General features: G+C 70.1%; 20 protein-coding genes. 11 read left to right on the top strand and 9 right to left on the bottom strand.

The annotated features are described in order from the left end of the window. Position 1 precedes the first annotated feature (1 nt). Both C8E96_RS03720 and C8E96_RS03715 read right to left on the bottom strand, forming a co-directional pair. Positions 2-562 (bottom strand): GtrA family protein, encoded by a 561-nt coding sequence (locus C8E96_RS03720; protein WP_091381509.1) that lies wholly within the window; start codon positions 560-562, stop codon positions 2-4. A gap of 52 nt (positions 563-614) precedes the next feature. Continuing rightward, on the bottom strand, positions 615-2,834 hold the full coding sequence (locus tag C8E96_RS03715) for a sigma-70 family RNA polymerase sigma factor (protein ID WP_091381511.1): 2,220 nt from the start codon (positions 2,832-2,834) through the stop codon (positions 615-617). Between the two features lie 176 nt (positions 2,835-3,010). Here C8E96_RS03715 and C8E96_RS03710 point away from each other — a divergent pair, with 176 nt between their 5' ends. The 5 genes from C8E96_RS03710 (at position 3,011) to C8E96_RS03690 (ending at position 7,978) form a co-directional block, all read left to right on the top strand. Then, positions 3,011-3,847, top strand: a complete 837-nt coding sequence (locus tag C8E96_RS03710) for a GGDEF domain-containing protein (RefSeq protein ID WP_091381514.1) — start codon at positions 3,011-3,013, stop codon at positions 3,845-3,847. A 653-nt stretch (positions 3,848-4,500) separates the two neighbouring features. Next, positions 4,501-5,700 (top strand): glycosyltransferase 87 family protein, encoded by a 1,200-nt coding sequence (locus C8E96_RS03705; RefSeq protein WP_091381516.1) that lies wholly within the window; start codon positions 4,501-4,503, stop codon positions 5,698-5,700. A gap of 11 nt (positions 5,701-5,711) precedes the next feature. Continuing rightward, positions 5,712-6,884, top strand: a complete 1,173-nt coding sequence (locus tag C8E96_RS03700) for a 5-(carboxyamino)imidazole ribonucleotide synthase (RefSeq protein WP_091381518.1) — start codon at positions 5,712-5,714, stop codon at positions 6,882-6,884. A 38-nt stretch (positions 6,885-6,922) separates the two neighbouring features. Then, complete coding sequence (purE, locus tag C8E96_RS03695; RefSeq protein WP_091381994.1) at positions 6,923-7,390, top strand: 5-(carboxyamino)imidazole ribonucleotide mutase; 468 nt, start codon at positions 6,923-6,925, stop codon at positions 7,388-7,390. 174 nt (positions 7,391-7,564) lie between these two features. Further along, positions 7,565-7,978 carry a hypothetical protein gene (locus tag C8E96_RS03690; protein ID WP_091381519.1) on the top strand — a complete coding sequence of 138 codons (414 nt, stop codon included), beginning with the start codon at positions 7,565-7,567 and terminating at the stop codon, positions 7,976-7,978. Positions 7,979-8,119: 141 nt separating this feature from the next. On the opposite strand, the gene C8E96_RS03685 is transcribed toward C8E96_RS03690, so the two are convergent. Continuing rightward, positions 8,120-9,838 (bottom strand): acyl-CoA dehydrogenase family protein, encoded by a 1,719-nt coding sequence (locus tag C8E96_RS03685; protein ID WP_091381521.1) that lies wholly within the window; start codon positions 9,836-9,838, stop codon positions 8,120-8,122. Between the two features lie 118 nt (positions 9,839-9,956). Here C8E96_RS03685 and C8E96_RS03680 point away from each other — a divergent pair, with 118 nt between their 5' ends. From C8E96_RS03680 to C8E96_RS03670, 3 genes are all read left to right on the top strand, one after another. Then, positions 9,957-11,117 (top strand): acyl-CoA dehydrogenase family protein, encoded by a 1,161-nt coding sequence (locus tag C8E96_RS03680; RefSeq protein WP_091381522.1) that lies wholly within the window; start codon positions 9,957-9,959, stop codon positions 11,115-11,117. Positions 11,118-11,321: 204 nt separating this feature from the next. Continuing rightward, positions 11,322-11,837, top strand: coding sequence for a DinB family protein (locus C8E96_RS03675; RefSeq protein ID WP_091381524.1), 516 nt, complete (start codon positions 11,322-11,324; stop codon positions 11,835-11,837). Positions 11,838-12,067: 230 nt separating this feature from the next. Next, a complete protein-coding gene (locus C8E96_RS03670) occupies positions 12,068-14,026 on the top strand; it encodes a molybdopterin-dependent oxidoreductase (protein WP_091381526.1) in 1,959 nt (652 codons plus the stop codon). Here C8E96_RS03670 and C8E96_RS03665 read toward each other — a convergent pair. Continuing rightward, positions 14,015-14,827: an SDR family NAD(P)-dependent oxidoreductase gene (locus C8E96_RS03665; RefSeq protein ID WP_091381527.1), complete on the bottom strand. Its 813-nt coding sequence runs from the start codon at positions 14,825-14,827 to the stop codon at positions 14,015-14,017. The two genes, C8E96_RS03670 and C8E96_RS03665, sit on opposite strands and share 12 nt — an antisense overlap. A 34-nt stretch (positions 14,828-14,861) precedes the next feature. After that, the gene (locus C8E96_RS03660; RefSeq protein WP_091381529.1) at positions 14,862-15,734 is read right to left on the bottom strand and encodes a winged helix-turn-helix transcriptional regulator; all 873 of its coding nucleotides are present in this window, start codon (positions 15,732-15,734) and stop codon (positions 14,862-14,864) included. A gap of 65 nt (positions 15,735-15,799) precedes the next feature. On the opposite strand from C8E96_RS03660, the gene C8E96_RS03655 reads away from it, so the two are divergent. Beyond that, a complete protein-coding gene (locus C8E96_RS03655) occupies positions 15,800-17,014 on the top strand; it encodes an MFS transporter (RefSeq protein WP_324187056.1) in 1,215 nt (404 codons plus the stop codon). 15 nt (positions 17,015-17,029) lie between these two features. Here C8E96_RS03655 and C8E96_RS03650 read toward each other — a convergent pair whose 3' ends face one another. The 3 genes from C8E96_RS03650 to C8E96_RS03640 form a co-directional block, all read right to left on the bottom strand. Then, positions 17,030-17,713 carry a TIGR03089 family protein gene (locus C8E96_RS03650; protein WP_091381533.1) on the bottom strand — a complete coding sequence of 228 codons (684 nt, stop codon included), beginning with the start codon at positions 17,711-17,713 and terminating at the stop codon, positions 17,030-17,032. 14 nt (positions 17,714-17,727) lie between these two features. Then, the gene (locus C8E96_RS03645; RefSeq protein WP_228770165.1) at positions 17,728-18,915 is read right to left on the bottom strand and encodes an LCP family protein; all 1,188 of its coding nucleotides are present in this window, start codon (positions 18,913-18,915) and stop codon (positions 17,728-17,730) included. A gap of 67 nt (positions 18,916-18,982) precedes the next feature. Then, on the bottom strand, positions 18,983-20,614 hold the full coding sequence (locus tag C8E96_RS03640; RefSeq protein ID WP_228770166.1) for an LCP family protein: 1,632 nt from the start codon (positions 20,612-20,614) through the stop codon (positions 18,983-18,985). A 159-nt stretch (positions 20,615-20,773) separates the two neighbouring features. Between C8E96_RS03640 and rfbB the strand changes: the two genes are divergently transcribed. Beyond that, entirely contained in the window at positions 20,774-21,751 is a 978-nt protein-coding gene (gene rfbB / locus C8E96_RS03635) for a dTDP-glucose 4,6-dehydratase (protein WP_091381538.1), read from the top strand. A gap of 2 nt (positions 21,752-21,753) precedes the next feature. Beyond that, the gene (rfbD, locus tag C8E96_RS03630) at positions 21,754-22,659 is read left to right on the top strand and encodes a dTDP-4-dehydrorhamnose reductase (protein ID WP_176926818.1); all 906 of its coding nucleotides are present in this window, start codon (positions 21,754-21,756) and stop codon (positions 22,657-22,659) included. Here rfbD and C8E96_RS03625 read toward each other — a convergent pair. Next, positions 22,649-23,098 (bottom strand): MarR family winged helix-turn-helix transcriptional regulator, encoded by a 450-nt coding sequence (locus C8E96_RS03625; protein ID WP_091381540.1) that lies wholly within the window; start codon positions 23,096-23,098, stop codon positions 22,649-22,651. The genes rfbD and C8E96_RS03625 overlap by 11 nt on opposite strands. Positions 23,099-23,103: the final 5 nt, after the last annotated feature.

Here is a 23,103-nt window from a genome sequence, read left to right as displayed (position 1 = left end):
CTCACGAGTGCCCTAGGGCTTCTTCGGGCTCGGTGTCGGGCTCGTCCTCGTCGTAGACGCGGGTGCCCGCGCGTGCGCCCAACTCGTCGGGGAAGACCCACTTCCGGAAGCCCCAGAACCGGAAGAACATCGCGAGCAGCATGCCGAGGATCGATCCGCTGGCGAAGTCGGCGATCTCCTGCACGAGCAGGCTGACGTGCGGGGTCTCCAGGTCGAGCACATAGCGCGAGATGTACGGCGGGATCAGATTGATCGCCACGCCACCGCCGCTGATCAGGAAGAACAGCGCGGCCTCGTGGTGGGTCTCCCGGCCGCCTCGGGTGCGGAACGACCACTCGCGGTTGAGGATGTAGGACACGATCGTCGCCACGATCACCGCGATCGCCTTGGCGGTGATCGGCTTGTCCTCGAGCACCGTGAACTTCAGGACGTACCAGATCGCGTTGTCGATGACGAACGTCGTGCCGCCGACAATCGCGAACTTGAGCATCTCGCGGTGCTTGATCAGCACCTTGCGCAGTGGCCCCGGGACGCGGGCCAGCACGGACTCGACGACGGTCACCCCAGCAGTCTACGGAGCCTCGCGCGGCGCGGTCCCGGCGGTCCAGGCCAGGTCAGCTCGGGCAGGGCACGTCCCAGCGCTTCGGCTTGTGGTCGCCGCCGGTGCAGATGGGGGTCGGCATGCCGCCGGGCTCGGTCGACGGCGGGGGCTCCGGCGTGGGTGTCGGGACCACCACCACGGGCGGCGTCGGCGCGGGCTTGGGACTCGTGGTCTTGGTCGGCACGTGGTGCTTCGTCGGCTCGACGGCGTCGGTCGTCGGCTTGGTGTTGGTCACCGTGGCCGAGTTGTGGCCGGGCCAACCCGGGCCGTGGCTCCAGGGGACCCGGACGGTGTCCTGGTCGGTCGCCGTGCCCAGGACGGCGGTGACGGTGATCCGGCGCGCCTTGCCGTCGTGCGGGTGGTCGTGGCCGCGGCCGAGCCGGAACACCACGTTGACGCCCTGGTTCGGCGCCAGCGGCTCGGTCGCGCAGTCCAGCTGCGACGGCGTCTCCGCGCACTGGACCGGCCGGGTCGAGGTGATCAGGTGTCCGCCCTCGTCCACGCCGAGCGAGACCGCCTTCGTGCTCGTGCCGGTGTTGACCACCCGGACCTTGAGCAGCACTTCACGCTCCCACGGCCACAGCAGGGAGAACCAGCCGTCGGCCGTCGCGTTGGCGCGCACGTCGACGCCGTCGGTGGTCGCGGGTTCCTGCACCACTACCGGCACGGAGACGGAGACGGTGAGCTGCTGCCCGGCGCTCACCGTGCCGGTGATCTGCCCGCCGCTGGCGCCGGAATCGGCGACCAGGCGGAACAGCAGCGTGACCGAGTCGCCCGGGTTGAGGCCCTCGGCGGTCCCACAGGTGACCGACCCGGTGCCGCCCGGGCAGCGCACGGAGTCGCTGCGCTGGGTGGACTGCCGCGGCGCGTCGAAGCGCAGCAGGGCGTTGTGGGTCAGCTTGCTCGGGCCCGAGATCGCGCGGACCCCAGGCGGCAGGTTCAGCGTCGCGCTGATCGGCTTCGAGACGCTGCCGCCGGTGTTGCGCACGGTGATCGGCAGGTCGGCCGGGTCGCCGCCGGGGACGAGGGAGAGCGCCTGCGCGGGCCCCTCGGCGGACAGGTCGGCCGGGGCCGGGGTCGCCGTCGGTGTCGGCTCGGGCGGCGGCACCGCCTGCTCGGGCACCCGCTCCGGGATCGGTGCGGCAGGCGGGACCTGAGCGGGCGGGGCGGGCGCCTGGGTCGCGGGCGGCGCGGGGGGAGCGGGCTTCGGCGCCTGGGTGGTGGGCGCGGGCGCGGCCGCGGGGATCTGCTGCCCTGAAGGCGAGGACGCAAGGCCGACAGCGACGGCGGCGGCCAGCGCCACCCCGGAGGCGGCGACGCCGAGGAACTGCCGGGGCGCGCTCGCGGCGGCCCCCGCGGCCCCGGCGCCCGCGCTCGCGGTGGCGACACCGGCGGTGGCGAGGACAGCGGTCCCGGCGGCGGCTTTCGCGGCGGCCAGGTAGCCGGCCGTGGCGCCCAGACCCAGCACGAGCGGGGCGACGCTGACGCGCAGGCCGGTGTTGATGTCGGACAGTTCGGCGGCCAGGGTGCGGCAGCGCTCGCACTCGTCGAGGTGGGTCTCGACCTGCGCGGTCTCCCGCTTGGACAGCCCGCCGCGCACCCAGGAGCCGAGCCGGTCGGCGGTCGAGCGGCAGCGGTCGGCGGTGGTCTCGGCCAGGTGGACCTGCAGGTAGGCCTGGCGCAGGCCCTCGCGGGCGCGGTAGGCGAGCGCGGACACGCCGTTGGCGCTGAGCCCGAGCAGCGGGGCGACCTGGGCGGGCGACTGGCCTTCGATCTCGGTGTGCCACAGCACGGCCTGCCAGCGCTCGGGCAGCATCGCGAACGCCCGCGCGGCGAGGCTGCGTTCGAGGCCCGCGACCGCGGTGTCGGTGAACGGGACGCTCACCGCGTCCGGGTTGACCCCGCTGACCTGGCTGACGTCGTCGGACAGCTCGACCTTCTTGTCGCGGCGGGTCTTGTCGTAGGCGGTGTGGCGCAGCGCGGTCAGCAGGTAGGCGCGGAAGGCCGAGTCCGGCCCGCGGCCCTGGCGCAGCGTGTCGAGGACCTTGGCGAACGCCTCGGAGACGAGGTCGTCGGCCTCGGCGGGCGACCGGGTCAGCTGACGGGCGAGGTTGCGCGCGGCGCCGACGTGCCGCTCATAGAGCGATCCGTAGGCCGACACGGTCCCGGTACGGACCGAATCGATCAGTTCGGCATCGCTCGGGCCGTCGAGTTCAGCCGGGACGGTCGACACGGTCCTCCCTAAATCGCACTGCGCGCAAACAGCATCGCGACCAAGTGTGACGGATGAGTAGGGAACCGTCACCTCCTCACTCACACGGGGGAGGGCCACTGGATTCGCCGGAATGGCGTCACGGAACGCTGTCGGTGGCGTTTCTTTCGTGGACCACCGAAGAAGGGACTCTCAGCGTGGCTGTACGAGAAGCGGGTTCACGGTGGCACCGTGGCGACGCGGACGGTACGGACCGCCAGCTCAGGGTCCTGCGGGCGCGCTGGCGCACGGCCAGCCTCGCCGCGGGCTGGCGGTTCCCGAACGACTGGGGAGTGCCCGAGGTGGACGAGGTCTGCGCGAGTGTCGTGACCGAAGCGGAGGTCGTGAGCGCCCTCGCCGAGCTGGGCCGGGCCCGGGCGCGTTCCGGGGCGGGTCTCGAGGAGACCCTCACCGACCTGGCCGCCCTGCACGCCGTGGTGGCCAACCCGGCTGACGTCGGGGGCCTGATCGCCCCCGACCCGGACGCGACCCCCAGCAGGCTGCTGCGGGCCGTGGCGGTCGCGTGGGCCGACGCCACCCTCGGCGACCTGCGCGGCGTCGAGGCGGGCGAGTCGCTGACCGGGCTGGCCACCGAGGAGTACCTGCGGGTGCGGCTGGGTGAGCTGTACCGGCTGGGCAGGCGCAAGGGCTTCCACCCGGCCGACCGGTACGTGCTGCTCGTGGTCACCCTGGACCTGACGGAGGTCGTGGGCTGGCCCCGGCTGATGGCGATGATCCTGGTCGGCGACGTCCTCCGCTCGGTCTTCGACGGCGGCGAGACCCTGGCCGTGATCGGCCCGTCGGTCGCCGTGGTCCTCGCCGAACGCGATGCCGCGCTGCCCAAGCGGACCTTCGAGGCCCGCACGCAGATCGCCGACCGCCTGGCCGTCGACCCGGACCTCCGCAGCGCCCGCCGCGCCGAAATCCGCGCCGAACGCCTCCCGTGCGCCGAGGAAGCCGCCCAAACCCTCGTCCACACCGTCCGCCGCGCCTGACCCCGCGAGTCGCCCCTCCCAGCAAACGAGTCGCCCCTCCGGGCAAGCGAGTGGCCCCTCCGGGCAAGCGAGTGGCCCCTCCGGGCAAGTGAGTTCGACATTCGCGGCGGGCCGCACGGTTCTGACTCGATGCATCGGGGCTCGGGCGGGCGGTGCTGCCCTATCGCGCGGCCTTCGTCACCGGCATTGGACGCGCGCACCGCACTCCGGTGCGGGGGCGCGGCGGTGCGCGGACGCGGCCTGGTGTCGCGTGGATGGAGGCTCCCGCCGCGACTGTCGAACTCACTTGCCCGGAGGGGGCACTCACTTGCCCGGAGGGGGCACTCACTTGCCCGGAGGGGGCACTCACTTGCCCGGAGGGGGCACTCACTTGCCCGGAGGGGGCACTCACTTGCCCGGAGGGGGCACTCACTTGCCCGGGAGGGCGACTCGCTTGCCCGGAGGGGGCACTCACTTGCCGGGAGGGGGCACTCGCTTGCCGGGGAGGGTGGCTCGCTTGGCCGGAGGGGCACTCACTTGCGGGGAGGGGCCGTTCGCTTGCTGGGAGGGGCGGCTCGCGGGGGATGGTGGATGGGGTTGGGTGGTGTGACCGGGACGACCACTGGTCCATGCGGTGTGCGGGGCTTGATCGGCTCCATGATTTGCTCTCGCCCGTGACCGCCTCTGCCTTGGATGTCCGGCCGCGATCAGCCGCAGCGGTGTCGATCTTCCCCATCGTGTGTGTGGTCGCCGGCGTCGTCGGGTGGCTGCTCGGCTGGCATCTCGGCGTCGACAACGCGGTCTACCGGTCCGGGGCCGTCGCCCTGTTGCACGGCGAAGCGCTCTATGACCTGCCCTTCCTCAGCGACGAGCCCTCCTGGGCGCGGTTGCCGTTCACCTACCCGCCGACCGCGACGCTGATGTTCGTGCCGCTCGCGCTGGTGCCCACCCAGGTCGCCTGGGGGCTGCTGGGCGCGGTGTCGATCATGGGGATGGCGTGGGTGATCAAACTCTCCGTCGAAGCGCTGCCCAACCGTCCACAGTGGATGGACCCGGCCCGGACCACCGCCGTGCTCGGGATCGTGCTGCTGGGCATCGAACCCGTGTGGCGCACGGTGTTCCTCGGCCAGATCAACCTCGTCCTGATGGCGCTCGTCGTGGTCGACGTCCTGCTCGTGGGCGCCAAGAGCACCCGGTTCGGCGGAATCCTGATCGGGGTCGCGGCGGCGATCAAGCTGACCCCGCTGATCTTCGTGCCGCACCTGATCGCGATCGGCCGCAAAGCCGACGCCGTCCGCGCGGTCGTGACCTTCTTCGTGTTGCAGGGCTTGATGTTCGTCCTCGTCCCGCACGACGTCTTCCAGTTCTGGGGCCACGCCGTGCGCGACCCGCAGCGGATCGGGCCGATCTACTGGGCGGGCAACCAGTCGGTCAACGGTCTGCTGCTGCGGCTGACCGACAACGCCGACTGGACGCTGCGGGTGGCGCTGCCGATCGGCGCGCTGCTGGCCATCCCCTGCCTGGTGTGGGTCCGCAGGCTGCACTCGCAGAACCGGGCGCTGCCCGCGCTGCTGGTGACCGCGTTCCTCGGGCTGCTCGTGAGCCCGGTCTCGTGGTCGCACCACTGGGTGTGGGTCGTGCCGCTCGTCGTGTTCCTGCTGTCGCGACTGCCCGACCGCGCCCCCACCTGGCGGGAGGCGGCGGGGGTCGGCTCGGTCGTGCTGGTCTTCGCCAGCTGCGTGCTGCTCGCCATGCGCAACGGCAAGGCGGTCGAGTTCGACTGGACCCCGCTGGAGTACGTCGTCGGCAGCGCCTACCTGCTGGTCCCGCTCGTGGCGGGGGCGATTGTGCTGATCAGACAAGTTCGGCATTAGGGTTCTCGGTCGTGGACTCACGTACCGGTTTCCCCGTTGTCGGGATGGTGGGCGGCGGACAGCTGGCCCGCATGACCCATCAGGCGGCCGTAGCGCTCGGCCAGTCGCTGCACGTCCTCGCGGTCTCCGCGGACGAGCCCGCGCCCCTGGTGTCCCCCAACGTCACGCTGGGCCACCACACCGACCTCGACGCCCTGCGGTCCTTCGCCCAGGGCTGTGACGTGCTCACCTTCGACCACGAGCACGTGCCCACCGAGCACCTGCGCGCGCTGATCGCCGACGGCGTCACCGTGCGACCCGGCCCGGACGCGCTCGTGCACGCGCAGGACAAGCTCGTCATGCGGCACAAGCTCGCCGAGCTGGGCCTGCCGATCCCCGCGTTCGCCGAGGTCACCTCGGTCGAGGACGTGGTCAAGTTCGGCACCCCCTGCGTCCTCAAGGCCGCCCGCGGCGGCTACGACGGCCGCGGCGTGTGGATGCTCGACTCCGACGCCGACGCCGCCGCGCTGGTCCCCGACCTGCTCGCCGCGGGCACGCCGCTGCTGGTCGAGGAGCGGGTCGTGCTGCGCCGCGAGTTGGCCGCGCTGGTCGCCCGCTCGCCGTTCGGCCAAGGCGCCTGCTGGCCGCTGGTCGAGACCGTCCAGGTCGACGGCATCTGCGTCGAGGTGCTCGCCCCCGCCCCCGAACTGGCCGAGGCCGACGCGATCGCCGCGCAGGACCTCGCGCTGCGGGTCGCCACCGAGCTCGACGTGGTCGGCGTGCTGGCGGTCGAGCTGTTCGAGACCGAAGCGGGCATCGTCGTCAACGAGCTCGCGATGCGCCCGCACAACTCGGGCCACTGGACCATCGAGGGCGCCCGGACCTCGCAGTTCGAGCAGCACCTGCGCGCCGTCCTCGACTACCCCCTTGGCGACACCGACCCCCTCGCGCCCGCCGTCGTCATGGTCAACGTCCTCGGTGCGCCGGAGGCCCCGGCCATGGGCGCCGATGAACGCCTGCACCACCTCTTCGCGCGATACCGCGACGCCCACGTGCACTACTACGGCAAGCAGGAGCGTCCGGGTCGCAAGATCGGCCACGTGACCATGCTCGGCGAGTCCATGGCGGACGTGCGCACGCGCGCGAACCTGGCTGCCCACTGGCTCTCGCACGGCGAATGGCTTGACGGGTACGAGATCCACTAGGAGTGAATGTGTCTTCCACCCCCTTGGTCGGCGTCATCATGGGCAGCGACTCGGACTGGCCGGTGATGAAGCTCGCCGCCGAGGCGCTCGCCGAGTTCGACGTGCCCTATGAGGTCAGCGTGATCTCCGCGCACCGCACCCCGCAGCGCATGCTCGACTACGCCAACTCCGCCGCCGAGCGCGGCCTGCGCACCATCATCGCCGGCGCGGGCGGCGCGGCCCACCTGCCGGGCATGGTCGCCTCCGCGACGGTCCTGCCGGTCATCGGCGTGCCGGTGCCGCTGAAGTACCTCGACGGGATGGACTCGCTGCTCTCCATCGTGCAGATGCCCGCGGGCATCCCGGTGGCGACGATGTCGGTCGCGGGCGCGCGCAACGCGGGCCTGCTGGCCGTGCGCATCCTCGCGGCGGCCGACCCGGCGCTGCAGCAGCGGATCGCGACGTTCCAGTCGGACCTGGAGAAGCTGGTGCTCGAGAAGGACGCCGCCCTGCGCGCGTCGCTCTAAGAGGTCCTAAGACGCGCGGGTGGCGCGGAGGTTGTCCGTGCGGCGGCGAAAGCCCCCGCACGGAGCAACTTGTGAAATCGAGGGCAACCGGGAAACCGGTGTGAGCGTGACCTTGGCGAATCACCAAGACGCCGAATCGGCGGTCCGCACACACACCTCGATTGGAAGACAGCCATGTTCCGCACCGCCATCTCGGTCCTGCTCGCCTGCGCCGCCATCACGCTCACCCCGCTGACCGCCGTCGCGCAGTCCGAGCCGACGCTGTCGGTGGACACCGCCACGGGCAAGCCCGGATCCAAGATCACCCTCCGCACGGGGTGTGACGGCGGCACCTACCTGACCTCGTCCGCAATGGACATCGTCAAGGACCAGATCGTCGGCCACAGCGACGAACACATCTTCATCAAGTACGCGGGCACGGTTCGCGACGTGCCGCCCGGCCAGTACACAGTGGACCTTCGCTGCGTGGACAGCGCGACGAAGCGGGAGACCGGCCGCACTTCGATCAAGTTCACCGTCCGCGGCGCCAAGCCCGCAGTACTTGGCCGTATCGGTGAAGGCACCTTCGCCCACACTCGGGCGCGGTGACCACAAAAGCGCCCGAGTCGCGTGCCCGGAGGGCACGCCATGTCACCGCCTCAATCCACCGTCGACGTCAGCGAGGCTGATCGACGGGGCCACCGCGGCCTTGCGCGCCTGGGGGTGTGCAAGGCCGCGTCGGCACGTCCGCTACGGCCGCATCTCGTAGGCGCCGGACAGGTTCTCCACCTGCGACCACACGTGCGCGAAGCGCTCCGCGTCGACGACCGGCTTGCGGATCTGGCCGACCGCCCACTGCTGCTGCGGCAGCGTCGTCGACGGCTTGCCGTGCAGGGCGACCGCGTAGCCGGAGAAGTCGCGCACGAAGGTGTCGAAGATCTGGTCGAGCACCAGCGGGTCAACCCCGGTCAGCTCGGCCTGCTCCAGGATCAGCTGCCCGTAGACGACCAGCGTGAACAGCTCGCCCAGGGTCAGCAGGAAGTCCAGGTCCTGCTGCTGCTCGGCCGACGGCGGCGCGGTCATCAGCAGCTCGGCGAGGCCCTCGGCCTGCAGGGCGAACCGCTCGACGTTGGGCACGTGCACGAACGTGCGGTACGCCTCGCGCCAGTCGTGGAACTGGACCTTGCCCAGGCCGCGGGCCGGCCCCTGGCGGAACAGGAACTCGTCGTCCGCGGCGTCGTGGCGGGTCGGGACCGGCGGGTACTCGGTGGGCGCGAACAGGTAGTTCGGCATGAACTTCAAGATCAGCGCCAGGTTCACCGCGACGGTGCCCTCGAGCTTCGGCAGACCGCGGATGTCGGTCGCGGCGACCGTCAGATACGTGTCGGCCTCGAAGCTCTTCGCCGCGACCACCTCGGTCAGCAGCGCGATGATCTTCTCCGCCTCGGTCGTCGCCTTCATCTTCGTGACCGGGTTGAACAGCAGGTAGCGGCGGTCGTCCGGGTTCGCCGAGCGGAAGTAGTCGACCGCGCGGTCGCAGAAGAGCTTCGAGGCGACCAGGCGCGCGTACGCGTCGACGAACTGGGCCCTGACGTGCGGGAAGTCGGTCACCGGGTTGCCGTAGAGGATCCGGTTGTGCGCGTGTGTGATGGCCTCGTAGAAGGCGTGCTCGGCGATGCCGATGCCGCCGAAGCACAGGTTGAACTTGCCGACGTTGACCGTGTTCAGCGCGGCGTCGAACGCGGCCGGGCCGGTGTGCAGGATGTCGTCGGCGGTCACCGGGTAGTCCTCTAGACGGAACTCGGAGACGAAGATCTGCGACGGCACGACGTTCTTCACCAGGTGGTAGTTCTCGTGCCTGCTGTCGGCGACGAAGAAGACGTACCCGTCAGGCCCGTCGACACCGTCGATCCGGCCGAACACCGAGACGACGCCCGCGACGTTCCCGTTGCCGATGTAGTACTTGCCGCCGGTGGCGCGGTAGCCGCCCTGGCCGTCCGGGGTGAGGACCATGTCGGTGGCGTAGATGTCGGCGCCGTGGTCCTTCTCGGACAGACCGAACGCGCACACCCCGCCGTCGGCGAGCAGCTTCGCGGCGCGCTCGCGGGCGGCCGGGTTCGCGCTCTGCCAGACCGGGCCGAGGCCGAGGATGGTCACCTGCCACGGGTACCAGTAGGACAGCCCGTAGAAGCCGAGGATCTCCGACAGCGCCGCCACCCGGGCGGTGTCCCAGCGCTTGTCCGGGTCGCCTTTGGCGTCGGCCGCCGGGGTCAGCAGGGTCGCGAAGAGGTTCTCCTTGGCGGCGAACTCCAGGAAGTCCGCGTGGAACTCCTTCGCGTGGAACTTCTCGACGAGCGTCCGCTTGCCGCGCTGCTCGAACCAGTCGATAGTCGCGCGCAGCAGCCTGCGGGTCTCCGCGTCGAAGTGTCGCGGGTCATAGTCCGAGGGGTTGAACAGCAGACTTGTCATAGGGGTCAAGTTACCCGGTGGTAACTTTGTTGGGAAGCGGTGCGGCAAGACACAAGGACATCCAAGTAAACGCGTACTAACATCGTTCGTGGACTCAACCATTTCCTGGAGGTAAGACGTGGACGCGGGCTTCGGTCTCTACCAGCTCGGCGACGAGCACAACGCGCTGCGCGAAGCTGTGCGCGACCTGGCGGAGAAGGAGATCGCGCCGCACGCGGCCGAGGTCGACGAGAACGAGCGGTACCCGATCGAGGCGCAGAAGGCGCTGACCAAGGCGGGCTTCGCCGCCCCGCACATCCCCGAGGCCTACGACGGCCAGGGCGCGGACTCGGTCGCGACGAACATCGTCATCGAGGAAGTCGCCCGCGTGTGCGCGTCCTCGTCGCTGATTCCCGCGGTCAACAAGCTGGGCACGATGAACCTGATCCTCGGTGGGTCCGAGGAGCTCAAGAAGATCGTTCTCCCGTCGATCGCCGCCGGTGAGATGGCCTCCTACGCCCTCTCGGAGCGCGAGGCGGGCTCGGACACCGCGTCGATGCGCACCCGCGGCAGGCTCGACGGCGACCACTGGGTCCTCAACGGCACGAAGTGCTGGATCACCAACGCGGGCGAGTCCAGCTGGTACACGGTCATGGCCGTGACCGACCCGAACGCCGACCGTCCGGCCAACGGCATCTCCGCGTTCATGGTCCACAAGGACGACCCGGGCTTCGTCGTGGGGCCGAAGGAGCGCAAGCTCGGCATCAAGGGCTCGCCCACCCGCGAGATCTACTTCGAGGACTGCACGATCCCGGAGAACCGCATCATCGGCGACCCGGGTCAGGGCCTCAAGCTGGCGTTCAAGACCCTGGACCACACGCGGCACTCCATCGGCGCCCAGGCTCTCGGCATCGCCCAGGGCGCACTGGACGCGTCGATCGCCTACGTGCGTGACCGCAAGCAGTTCGGCAAGGCCATCGCCGAATTCCAGGGCGTCCAGTTCATGATCGCCGACATGGCCATGAAGATCGAGGCCTCCCGTCACCTGGTCTACGCCGCCGCGGCCAAGGTCGAACGCGGCGAGCCGGACGCGTCTTTCGCCTCGAGCGCCGCGAAGACTTTCGCCTCGGACACCGCCATGTCGGTCACGACGGACGCGGTCCAGCTGTTCGGCGGCGCGGGCTACACCCGCGACTTCCCGGTCGAACGCATGATGCGCGACGCGAAGATCACGCAGATCTATGAGGGCACCAACCAGATCCAGCGCATGGTGATGGCTCGACAGCTGCTCAAGGGCTAAGAGAAGCAAACTTCGTCAGCCCCGGCCCAGGATCTTCGGGCCGGGGCTGACGCATATCCAAGCCAGGACGGCGCGGCTCTCAGGGGCTAGGGGGTCGCCTTCCAGGTAGTGACTATTTCCGGATTCTCCTGCTCTTTAGGACCGAAGCTGTCCGGAAGACCTCCTATCGTTTCCAGTAACAGGCAAACGAAGAGAGGCAACGAGATGACCACCGCTCAGATCACCCCCATCCTCACCGGCGAGCGCGCGGACCTGCTGCAGACCCTGGCCAAGCACCGGGGTTTCCTGCTCTTCACCGTGCAGAACCTCACCGAGGAGCAGGCCAAGCAGCGCACCACGGTCAGTGAGCTGACGCTCGGTGGGCTGATCAAGCACGTCGCCGACGTCGAGGAGAGCTGGGCGCGGTTCATCGTCGACGGGCCGATCGCGATGGCCGGTGGGGGCGAGGACTGGGCGAACGGACACCGGTTGGTGGAGGGGGAGACCCTCGATGGTCAGGTGGCCCGGTACCAGGAGGTCGCCCGCAAGACCGACGAACTCGTCGCCTCACTGCCCGACCTTGATGCCGCCCACCCGCTGCCGGAGGCCCCGTGGTTCGAGCCGGGTGCCAAGTGGTCGGCGCGGCGGGTGTTGTTGCACATCATCGCGGAGACGTCGCAGCACGCCGGGCACGCGGACATCATTCGGGAGGCCCTCGACGGTCAGAAGAGCATGGGCTGAGGTCTGCGGGAGCCGCACCGCGAAGCCGGATGCGGGAGGGGTTGTCCACAGGCATGATCCACTTCGACCCGAATGTCAGGCATCGCCGATAGACTGGCTCAGGGCAGGCCCCCAGGGCGGGTGGGGTTTGTGCAGGTGGGTGGCGTGTGGGTTTGCGCTTCTGTGTGGGGTTGTTGGCGGTGTGCCAGAGGTGGGTGGACGGGGGTCGGTTCGGGGGCGAGACTGGGGGCGTGGCGGAGACCAGGTTTGGCAGTTGCACGCTCTGTGAGGCGCTCTGCGGTCTGGAGTTCCAAGTGGACTCCGGGCGGGTGCTGTCGATCAAGGGTGATACCCGGGATCCGTTGTCGCGGGGGCATATTTGCCCCAAAGGGGTTGCTCTGCAAGACATCCACGAAGGGGACCGGCTGCGGACGCCGGTCAGAAAGACCGACGGCGGGTGGGAGGAGATCTCCTGGGATGACGCCTTCGACCTGGTTGTCGACCGGCTGGCCGCCATCCGCGACGAGCACGGGCGGAACGCGGTCGGGGTTTATCTCGGGAATCCGACGGTCCACAGCCTTGGCGCGCTGACCCACGGGACGACGTTCCTGTCCTTGCTGCGCACCCGCAACCGGTTCTCCGCCACCTCCGTCGACCAGTTGCCGCACCAGCTGGTCGCGTCGCTGATGTTCGGGCATCAGTTCCTGATTCCCATCCCGGACATCGACCGCACCGACTTCTTCCTCGTCATCGGCGCGAATCCGATGGTGTCCAACGGAAGCATCATGACCGTCCCCGACTTCGCCCGTCGCCGGGCGGAGTTGCGGGAGCGGGGTGGGCGGATGGTGGTGGTCGACCCTCGGCGCACCGAGACCGCCAAGATCGCCGACGAGCACCACTTCATTCGGCCGGGGACCGACGCCGCGCTGCTGCTGGCGATGGTGAAGGTCGTCCTGGAGAAGGTGGAGGGCTACGACGAGGTGCGGGACATCGTCGAGCCGATCACCGTGGAGTGGGCGGAATCCATCACGGGTGTGCGGGGAATCCGCGAGCTGGCGCAGGACTTCCAGGCGGCGGACACCGCGGTCGCCTACGGCCGCACGGGTGTGTCGACCCAGGCCCATGGCGCGGTGTGCCAGTGGGCGATCCAGGTCCTCAACCTCATCACCGGCAACCTCGACCGGCCCGGCGGTGCGATGTTCACCAAACCCGCGGTGGACTTGCTGCGGCTCACAAGCGCGGGCGGGCGGGACCGGTGGCGAAGCTCGGTGAGAGGGTTGTCGGAGTTCGCCGGTGAGTTGCCAGTGGCCGCCCTCGCCGAGGAGATCGGCGGGATTCGGGCGATGGTGGTGTCCGCGGGCAACCCCGTTCTGTCCACTCCGGACGGCAGGAAACTCGACAAAGCCTTGGCCACCCTCGACTTCATGGTCGCCATCGACCCGAAGATCAACGAGACGACCAAACACGCCGACGTGATCCTGCCGCCGACGACCGCCCTGGAACGCGACCACTACGACCTGGTCTTCCACGCCCTCGCGGTCCGCAACACCACGAAGTTCTCCCCGGCACTGTTTCCCAAGCCCGCGACCAGTCGACACGACTGGGAGATCTTCCGTGAACTCGGCCTGCGCTACGCGAAGCGGTTCCGGGACAAGTGGTTCAAGGCGCAGCTGCTGCGGCTCTCGCCGACGCGGATCGTGGACCTGTTGCTGCGAACGGGATCGCACCATCTATCCATCAACAAGCTCAAGAAGCACCCGCACGGCCTGGACCTCGGGCCGCTGACCCCGCGCGGGTTGGAGAAGATCGAGATCGCGCCGAAGTTCCTCGCCGACGCCGCCCGTGAAGTCGCGACAATGCCCGTGCCGCAAGGTCTTCTGCTGATCGGACGCCGCCACCTTCGGGCCAACAACTCGTGGATGAACGACCTCCCCCGCCTGACCAAAGGCAAGGCGCGCAACCACCTGCTCATGCACCCCGACGACCTCAAGGCGCGCAGCCTCAGCGACGGCGACACAGTCAAAATCCGTTCCGCCGCAGGCGAAGTCACCGTCGCGGTCACCGCCACCGAGGACCTCATGCCCGGCGTCGTCAGCCTCCCGCACGGCTACGCGGCGGCCAGTGCCAACGACCTGACCGACCCCGCAGTGCTCGACGTGAGCGGGAACGCCGTGCTCAACGGCGTTCCCGTCACCGTGTCAGCGGCCTGAGTTCATCCGGCTCGACGCGATCCGCACGAGCGGCTGGTAGAACGAGCCGAAGATCCGCGGCAGCGCGTCGATCGCGTAGGCGTCCGCGCCGATCAGGATGCGGGCCTTGTCGCGCTTGACGCCGTTGAGGATCGTGCGCGCCGCGCTCTCCGGCGACGTCATGGCGACCTTGTCCAGCGCCTTCACGAAAGCGGCGGCGTCGTCCGGATTGGACACTCGCCCGTTGCGGGCGATGTTGGTCTTGATGCCGCCCGGGTGCACGCACGACACCCCGACCTTGGTCCCCTCGATCTGCATCTCCTGCCGCAGCGCCTCGGTGAAGCCGCGGACCGCGAACTTCGCCGCGTTGTACGCGCTCTGCGTCGGCACGCCGATCAGCCCGAACACGCTGGAGATGTTGACGAGGTGCCCGCGCGAGGCGACCAGGTGCGGCAGGAACGCGCGCGAACCGTGGGCGACGCCCCAGAAGTCGACGTCCATGATCCAGCGCATGTCCTCGTCGGACATCTGCGCGACGGTGCCCTGCAGCGCCACGCCCGCGTTGTTGATGACCAGGTCGACCTTGCCGAAGTCGGCGGCGACCTGCTCGGCGTGGGCGTAGATGGCGTCCCGGTCGGCGACGTCGAGCTTGTACGTGCGGACCTCGCCGCCCGCCAGGGTCGCCGTCTCCGCCAGCCCGGCCACGTCGATGTCGGAGGCGGCGACCTTCGCGCCCTCGGCGACCAGGGCGACGACGAGGGCGCGGCCGATGCCGGAGCCCGCGCCGGTGACCACTGCGACCTTGCCCGCGAACGACCTCACCGATGCCTCCCGAAGTTGTTAACTTTCGAGTAACTTACTCGAAGTAAGTTAGCTGGGCAAGGGCCTCGTCGACCGACGCCGCGGGGTCGACCACCGGAAACTGGACCGCGCGCACGGTCCGGGCCGGGTCGACGATGAGCGTCGCCCGCTTGAACCGGTCGACCCCCGCCGCCCGGAACGTCGGCAGTCGCAGCCCCGCCGCCAATGCCAGGTTCTCGTCCGAGAGCAGCGCGAACGGCAGGTCGACGTGCTCGGCGAACGCGCGCAGCTGGTCCGGTCGCTGCGTGCTCACGCCGTGGACGACGGCGCCGAGGCGATCGAAGTCGGCGAACCGGTCGCGATACGTCGTCGACTCCACGGTGCACCCGGCAGCGCCCGGAATGTCGGCCCACCCCGGCGGATACCCCTGGCCGCCGGGGGCGAACGCGCCGGGAAAGCAGTAGAGGACCGTCCAGCGGCCGCCGACGGGCTCCACCGGCTCGCCGCGGTCCGAAGTCAGCGTCAGCGCCGGGATCTTGCGGCCCACCAGGCCGTGCACCCGAGCAGCCTCCGCCGAGGTCGGCGTGGTGGTCGCGGTGAGCGAGCCGTCGCCGGTGACGTGCCGGGTTCCCCAGTCCTGCAACGCGATCAACACCGGGAGCAGTCCCCGGCCCGCGTCGGTCAGGAGGTATTCGAACCGCGGCGGGTGCTGGGAGTACTGCCGCCGCTCGACGACTCCGTGCTCCACCAACGACTTGAGCCGCTCGGTCAGCGTTTTGCGGCTGACCGCGAGCTCGCGCTGCAAGGCGTCGAACCGGGTGACGCCGCCCGCGATGTCGCGCACGACGAGGAGCGTCCACCAGTCGCCCACCACGCTGAGCGCCTGGGCGATCGCGCAGTCGGCGTCGGACAGCTCGGTGTGTTTCATGCTCCTCGCTTCGCGGATGCTGGCACCACTATAGTGCGTTCCGAATGTAAACTCACTGACTGGGGGTGGCGGTGTTCTGGCGATATTGGTCGGCCATGACGATCAGCAACCTGGGCACGGCGGTGACGACCGTGGCCCTGCCGCTGGCCGCGGTGACGACGCTCGGCGCATCCGCGTTCGAGGTCAGTCTCGTCACCGCCGCCTCCTACCTCGCGTGGCTGGTGATCGGCTTGCCCGCGGGGGTGATCGTCCAGCGTCTGCCACTGCGGGAGACCCAGGTGGCGATGGACCTGATCAGGGCGGTGGCGATCGGCTCGGTTCCCGTGGCGTGGTGGCTGGACCGGCTGACCCTGACCCACCTGGTCGTGACCGCGCTGGTGATCAGCCTGGCCAACGTGCTCTTCGACGTCGGCAACGTGACCTTCCTGCCCTCGATCGTCAGCCGCGAGGAGCTGACCGCCCGCAACAGCCTCGTCTCCGGCACGCACTCCGCGACCAGCCTCGGCGGGCCCAGCCTGGCCGGTCTCGTCATCCAGGTGCTCGGCGCGGTGCCGACGCTGCTGATCGACACGGTCAGCTTCCTGGCCTCGGCGGTCCTGCTGCGTGGTCTCCCCAAGGCGGACGCGCCACGCGAGGAGGGCAGGCCCGGGATGGCCGCGCTGATCCGCGAGGGCTGGCGGTTCGTCATCGGCCACCCCGTCATGCGGACCTGCATGTTCGGCGCGACGTCGATCAACTTGGCGAACGGCGCCCTGATGGCGCTGATCCCGGTCTACCTGATCCGCGACCTGCTCGCCTCACCCGCGATGGTCGGTCTGCTCATCGCCGCGGACGGCGCGGGAAGTCTCCTCGGTGCCGCCCTGGCGCCGCTGTTGGTCGACCGGTTGGGCAGCGCGCGGGCGATCATGGCCGCGTCATTCGGCGGCGGCCTGCTGGCCCTGCTGATGCCGCTGGGCACCGGGGTCTGGGGGATGGCGCTGTTCGCCCTGGCCAACGTCGGCTTCGGCATGGGCGTGGTGGTCTTCAGCATCGGCGCCCGTACGCACCGGCAGGTCGCCAGCCCGCCGGAGCTGCTGTCCCGGGTCGTCGCGACCGTGCGGTTCGTGTCCTGGGGAGCCATTCCGCTCGGCGCGATCGCGGGCGGTGTCCTCGCGTCGCTGACTGACACCCGCACCGCTCTCCTGGTGGCCTGCGGAATGACCTTGCTGGCTCCGGCGTTGCTGTGGTTCAGCAAGGTCCGTCACCTGCGCGAGCTGGCCGACGAGCCGGTTCCCGCCTGACATGCGAGGGGTGTGTCAGGCGACCAGGTCGACGGTGGTTCGCTCCGCTGCGCGGTGGGCGTCGAGTCGGGCCGGGTCGGCGTTGCTGACCTGGACGACCGAGCCGCCCACCGCCAGCGGCGCGACCAGCGCCGCGAGCAGGCCATCGGGCATCGCCCATTCCCGCGTGCACAGAATCCGGGCCCCGGCACCGTATTCGGCGCCGATCCGCCGCGCCGTCGCCAGCACCTCGTCCACAGTGGACCCCATCAGCGCGGGCGTCGAGCCCTCCACAGTGGACCCGAAGTAGTCGTCGCCGAACATCCGGGCCTCACCGACGAAGTCGGTCACCCCGTCGGTCGACCCGCCGAGGTCGCGCCCCATGGGGTCCAGCGACACCGCCGCGACCACACCCGCCCCCGTCTCGCCGGGCGCCACGAAGGTGACCACCGGGTCCTCGTCGGTGATGTGCGCGCCGCACCACCACGCGCCCAGCAGGATGCCCGCGGTCTGCCAGTGCGCGGGCAGCCGCACCGACACCGGTGTGCCCGGCTCGACATCGTGCTCCTCGACCAGCCAGTTCGCCGTCTTCGCCGCCCAGTTCGTCACCGTCGCCACCGACAGCTCGACCCGGCTGCCCACGGCGTCGTCGTAGTGGGTGATCAGCGGCTTCGCCGAGGCGGCGCGCAGCGGGCGCAGCAGGAGGTCGGTCAGGCTCACAGGAACGTCTCCGGTCAGTCGATGCAGTTCGGCGCCGCGAGCGCGGTGCGCCGCGGTGCGGGTGCGCCGAAGTCGAGCAGGCGACCCCCGCCAAGGTTCTCACCGACGGTCGACGGCTGCGCGGGGGCGGGCGGCGGGTTGGCCGTGGCCAGGCCGCTGATGTAGGCGTGCACGGCGGCGAGGTCGACGGTGATGATGCTCTGCCCGCGGTCGTTGCGCGCGCCCACACCGGTCACCGGGATCGTCACGAACTCCACCGCGCCCGACGCCAGCGCCTGCGCCTGGTTCACCAGGTCGAGGAAGTGCAGGCCCGGGTCCATGACCACGGTCTTGGCCACCGCGCCCTCCAGCGCGGTCAGCTTGCCCGGGTCGCCGAGCGTGCCGCCGCTGAGCACCTTGTTCATCGCCGAGGCCAGGAACGTCTGCTGGCGCACGATCCGGTCGAGGTCGCCGCGCGGCAGGCCCTTGCGCTGGCGGACGAACGCCACGGCGTCGCCGCCGCGCACGGTCTGCGGGCCCTTGCGAAAGTTCGCGCCGGAGTCCGGGTCGCTCGTCGAGCGGTTCAGGCAGACGTCGACACCGTCGATGGCCTCGGTGAGCAGGTAGAACCCGTAGAGGGTCACTTCGACGTAGTGGTCGACGCGCACGCCGGTGAGGCCCTGCACGGTCTGCACCAGCGCAGTGCGGCCCGCGTTGTCGGACTCGCGTTCGATCTTCTCCCGGTCGCCCTCGCCGCCGTCGACCATCCGCTGCGCGTGCCGGGCCTTGATGACCCCGTACGCGCCGTTGATCTTCTCTTCGCGGTAGTCCGGGACCTTCACGTAGGTGTCGCGCGGGATCGAGATGGCGAAGCTCTTGCCGCCGTTGCGCGGCAGCCGCAGCAGGATCAGGGTGTCGGTGTTGATCGTGTCGGTCGCCTCGGTGCGCAACTCGCGCAGGATCCGCGCGGACAGCGGACGACCCTTGAGGTCGGTCCGGGTGTCGTTGCCGACGACCAGGATGTCGTTCGCGCCGTCGTCGGCCGAGGGGGCGTCGGGCCCGGCCGCGGCGGCCGCGATCGCGTCGGTTGTGTTGACGCTCTCCTGCAGCGCGTCGACCCGGGACCACACGAGCCCGGTGGCCACCAGCGCCGCGGTCGACACCAGGGCCAGCAGGATCCGGCCGAGCACCAGCCACGGCCGTCGCCGCGTCCGCTCCGTCACTTTGTGTCCCCCATCGACCATCCCTGCGCCTGGTCACAGCCTAGATGGACACGTAGCGTGATGACCCCTAATTCACGCAGTTGAGGCCGCCCGCCTCGATTCTCGGTGGCGGCGCGGTCGAGGAGGTGCTTGACGGGCTTGACGATCCGGTCGTCGTCGGGGGCTGCAGCCGCAGCATCGGCGAGTGCCGCAGCGAGTCGCCGACCTGGTAGCTGGTGCCGAGCACGATCCGCACGTGGTGCGCGCCCAGCGTCCGGTCCTCCTCGAACACGAACGGGCCCGCCAGCACGGCCGCGACGCTCTTGGCCGTGGCGAGTTCACCGGTCGGGTAGCGGATGACCGAGCCGATCTGCTCCGGGCTGTCGCCGACCTGGCCGCGGCCGAAGCCGCGCTCGGCCAGCTCGTCGAGCACGTCGGACGCCAGGCCCTTGGTCTTCGACCCGTTGCGCACGTCGACGATGACGCCGTTGGTCGACGACGGCGCCGCCGACGTGCTCTCCGGGAACGGGTCGGTGCTGGTCGGGGTGGTGGTGGCGGTCGGCCTGCCCGAGGTCGGCCGGGTCGGGCCGCCGGTGCGCCGCTCGACGAACTCGTGCACCTTCGCCGGGTCGACCTTGATGACGTCCGCGCCGCCGATCTTGGCCGGGCCGTCGTTGGGGATCGTGTGGAACTCGATGTTGCCGCCGCTGAGGCCCTGCATCTGCGAGGCGAACTGGGACAGGTTCCAGTTCTTCGACAGCACCACCGAACGCTGCACCGCGCCGATGAGGTCGCGGGCCCGCGACGGGTTGGTGAGCATGTCCGCCGACAGCACCTTGTCGGCCAGGGCGGCGAGGAAGACCTGTTGGCGCACGATCCGGTCGAGGTCGCCGTTGGGCAGCTCGTAGCGCTGCCGCACGAACGACAGCGCCTCCTTGCCGGAGATGACCTGGCGGCCCGCGGCGAAGTTGGCCCCCGACTTGGGCTCGCTGACCGCGTTGTTCAGGCACACCTCGACGCCGCCGATGGCCTTGGTGACCTCGTAGAAGCTCGCCAGGTTGACCTCGGCGTACTTGTCGATGGTGACCGCGTTGCCGACCAGCCGCTCGATCGTGGAGATGAGGTTCTTGCGGCCGATGACGGTCGCCTTGGTCTCGATTTCCTTCGGGTCGGTGACACCCTGCTCGCTCAGCGTCTTGCGGGCGTCGGTGTAGGCGTAGACGAACGCGGAGTTGAGCTTGTGCTTGCCGAACCCCTCGCCGACGTCGACCCAGGAGTCGCGCGGGAAGGAGAACGCGATCGCGCGCCTGCCGTCGACCGGGATGTGCACCAGGATCATCGTGTCGGTGTTGCGCTCACCGTCGACCTTGCCGCCGTTGAGGAGCTGCAGGACTTCCTTCGGCAGCGGGTTGCCGTAGGCGTCGGTGCGGCTGTCCATACCGACCAGCAGCATGTCGATGGCGCCGTCGAGCGGTGTGGGCTGGTTGCCGACCTTCTCGGCGATCACATCGGTGGTGACGGTGTTGTCGTCGACGTCGCCGAAGGTCCACCAGCCGTACCCCATCGCGGCCAGGACGGCCATCGAGGTCAGCAGCGCGAGGGTCCGGCCGAGAATCGTGCCGAACCATAACCAGGGGCCCGGGGCTTGGGCGTCGTGGGACTCCGTGGGCGCCGCAGCGTTGTCCACGGTCTCCACGCCCCCTTGCGCACGCTCGGTCACGAGCTGCCCTCCCCAAACCATCCCGTCCATCCTCAGATTACCCAGAGGCCACCCGGATGGCTCTTGGCCCTCGCGTCGATTACCCGCACGAGTGGGCGCTCATGCCGATTCTCATGACAGACTCGGCACCGATAGGGCGACGGAGAGATGGGGAGCGACATGCGGGTGCTGGTCACGGGTGGTGCCGGATTCATCGGGTCGCATTACGTGCGGCAAGCGTTGTCCGGGGCCTATCCGACGCTGGCCGACGCCGAGGTCGTGGTCCTCGACAAGCTGACCTACGCGGGCAACCGGGAGAACCTCGCCCCCGTCGCCGACAGTGACCGGCTGCGCTTCGTCCAGGGCGACATCTGCGACGGCGACCTGGTCGCCGAGACGATGGCCGGAGTGGACCTGGTCGTCCACTTCGCCGCCGAGTCCCATGTCGACCGTTCGATCGCCGGGTCCGCGGAGTTCGTCCGCACCAACGTGCTGGGCACCCAGACGCTGCTGCAGGCCGCGCTGGAGGCCGAGGTCGGCCGGTTCATCCACGTGTCCACCGACGAGGTGTACGGGTCGATCGACGAGGGCTCCTGGCCCGAGACCCACCCGCTGGAGCCGAATTCGCCGTACTCGGCGTCGAAGGCGTCCTCGGACCTGCTGGCCCGCTCGTACTTCCGCACCCACGGGCTGCCGGTGTGCATCACCCGGTGTTCCAACAACTACGGGCCGTACCAGTTCCCCGAGAAGGTCATCCCGCTGTTCACCACGAACCTGCTGGACGGCAAGAAGATCCCGCTCTACGGCGACGGCCTCAACGTGCGCGACTGGCTGCACGTCGACGACCACTGCCACGGCATCCAGCTCGTCGCCGACCGCGGCCGGGCGGGCGAGATCTACAACATCGGCGGCGGCACCGAACTGACCAACCGGGAACTGACCGCCCTGCTGCTGGAGGCGACCGGCGCCGACGACTCGTTCGTGCAGCCGGTGATCGACCGCAAGGCCCACGACCGGCGCTACTCGGTCGACATCACCAAGATCACCGAGGAACTCGGCTACCGGCCGCGGGTTCCGTTCGCCGAGGGCCTGGCCGCGACCGTGCGGTGGTACTCGGAGAACCGCGGCTGGTGGGAACCGCTGAAGGCCGGAGGCTGAGCGTGGCTCTGGAACTGCTCGTACCCGGTGGCACCGGGCAGCTCGGCGCCGAGATCGCCGCGCTGGCAAGCGATTCCGTGTTCGTGAGCGCCCCCGGCTCGGCGACGCTCGACGTCACCAGCACCGGTGCGGTCATCCGGGCGGTCGCCGAACTGGCCGACCGGGCCCGCGCGGAAGGGCGCAAGCCGGTCGTGGTCAACGCGGCCGCGTACACCGCGGTCGACAAGGCCGAAAGCGACCACGCGCGGGCGGTCGCGGTCAACGCCGACGGCCCCCGGGTGCTCGCCGCCGCCTGCACGTCACGCGGGGTGCCGATGATTCACGTGTCCACCGACTACGTCTTCGACGGTGACGGCACGGAACCGTACGAAGTGGACAGTCCGACCCGGCCGCAGTCGGTGTACGGGATCACCAAGCTGGCGGGCGAGGACGCGGTCCTCGCGTCCGGCGCGCGGGCCTGGGTGGTCCGCACGTCGTGGGTGTATGGCGCGCACGGCAACAACTTCGTGAAGACCATGGTCCGGTTGGAAGGCCAGCGCGACACGCTGTCCGTTGTGGATGACCAGGTGGGTTCGCCCACGTGGACCGGTGACCTGGCGCGTGGGCTCGTCGAGCTGGCGGACAAGATCGCCGCCGGGAACGCGCCCGCGGGTCGGGTGCTGCACTGCACGGGTGCGGGCACGGTCACCTGGTGCGGCTTCGCCCGCGCGGTCTTCGAGGAACTGGGCGCCGACCCGGCCCGGGTCCAGCCGATCACGACCGCGGAATACCCGACACCGGCCAAGCGGCCCGCGTACTCCGTGCTGTCGGCCAAGTCGTGGGAGGCGGCCGGGCTCACCCCGATGCCGCCGTGGCGCGAGTCCCTGGCCCGGGCGTTCCGGGAGGACTCGGCGGCGTTCAAGCAGTAGCGGCGTGATGGTCGGCGACGCGGGTCAGCAGCTCGTTGAGCTGCGCGCGTTCGGCGGCCGAGAGCGGCTCCAGTAGCTCGTCCTGCGCGTCCGCGACCACCCGGTCAAGGGCGCGCAGGTGCTTGAGGCCCGCTTTGGTGAGCCGCACGATGTTGCGCCGCTTGTCGAGCGGATCCGGCGCGCGTTCGATCCACTCCCGCTCCGCGAGGTCGGTGACACACGCCGTGACGTCGCTGCGGTCCAGCCCGCACCGCCTGCCCAGGTCCGCCTGGCTCGCGGGCCCGAACTCGTCGAGCGCGGCCAGCATCGAGTAGTGGTAGCGGCGGGTCGCGGCGCCCGCCAGGTGGGCGGCGACGAGGTTGCGCGCGGTGACGGCGTTCTGGTTGATCAGCCAGCTCGTCAGCGAACGCAGCCTGCCCGGTGCCGAGCGAGTGTCCATGCCGC

The organism is Actinokineospora alba (assembly GCF_004362515.1).
GTDB classification, from domain to species: Bacteria; Actinomycetota; Actinomycetes; order Mycobacteriales; family Pseudonocardiaceae; genus Actinokineospora; species Actinokineospora alba.
This window is presented reverse-complemented; position numbering and strand designations above follow the sequence as displayed.

Bases quoted from the DNA above. Each gene is read 5' to 3' on its own strand.
- purE (WP_091381994.1), top strand. From the start codon at position 6,923: ATGGGCAGCGACTCGGACTGGCCGGTGATGAAGCTCGCCGCCGAGGCG.
- C8E96_RS03690 (WP_091381519.1), top strand. From the start codon at position 7,565: ATGTTCCGCACCGCCATCTCGGTCCTGCTCGCCTGCGCCGCCATCACG.
- C8E96_RS03685 (WP_091381521.1), bottom strand. From the start codon at position 9,838: ATGACAAGTCTGCTGTTCAACCCCTCGGACTATGACCCGCGACACTTC.
- C8E96_RS03675 (WP_091381524.1), top strand. From the start codon at position 11,322: ATGACCACCGCTCAGATCACCCCCATCCTCACCGGCGAGCGCGCGGAC.
- C8E96_RS03660 (WP_091381529.1), bottom strand. From the start codon at position 15,734: ATGAAACACACCGAGCTGTCCGACGCCGACTGCGCGATCGCCCAGGCG.
- rfbB (WP_091381538.1), top strand. From the start codon at position 20,774: ATGCGGGTGCTGGTCACGGGTGGTGCCGGATTCATCGGGTCGCATTAC.
- C8E96_RS03625 (WP_091381540.1), bottom strand. From the start codon at position 23,098: ATGGACACTCGCTCGGCACCGGGCAGGCTGCGTTCGCTGACGAGCTGG.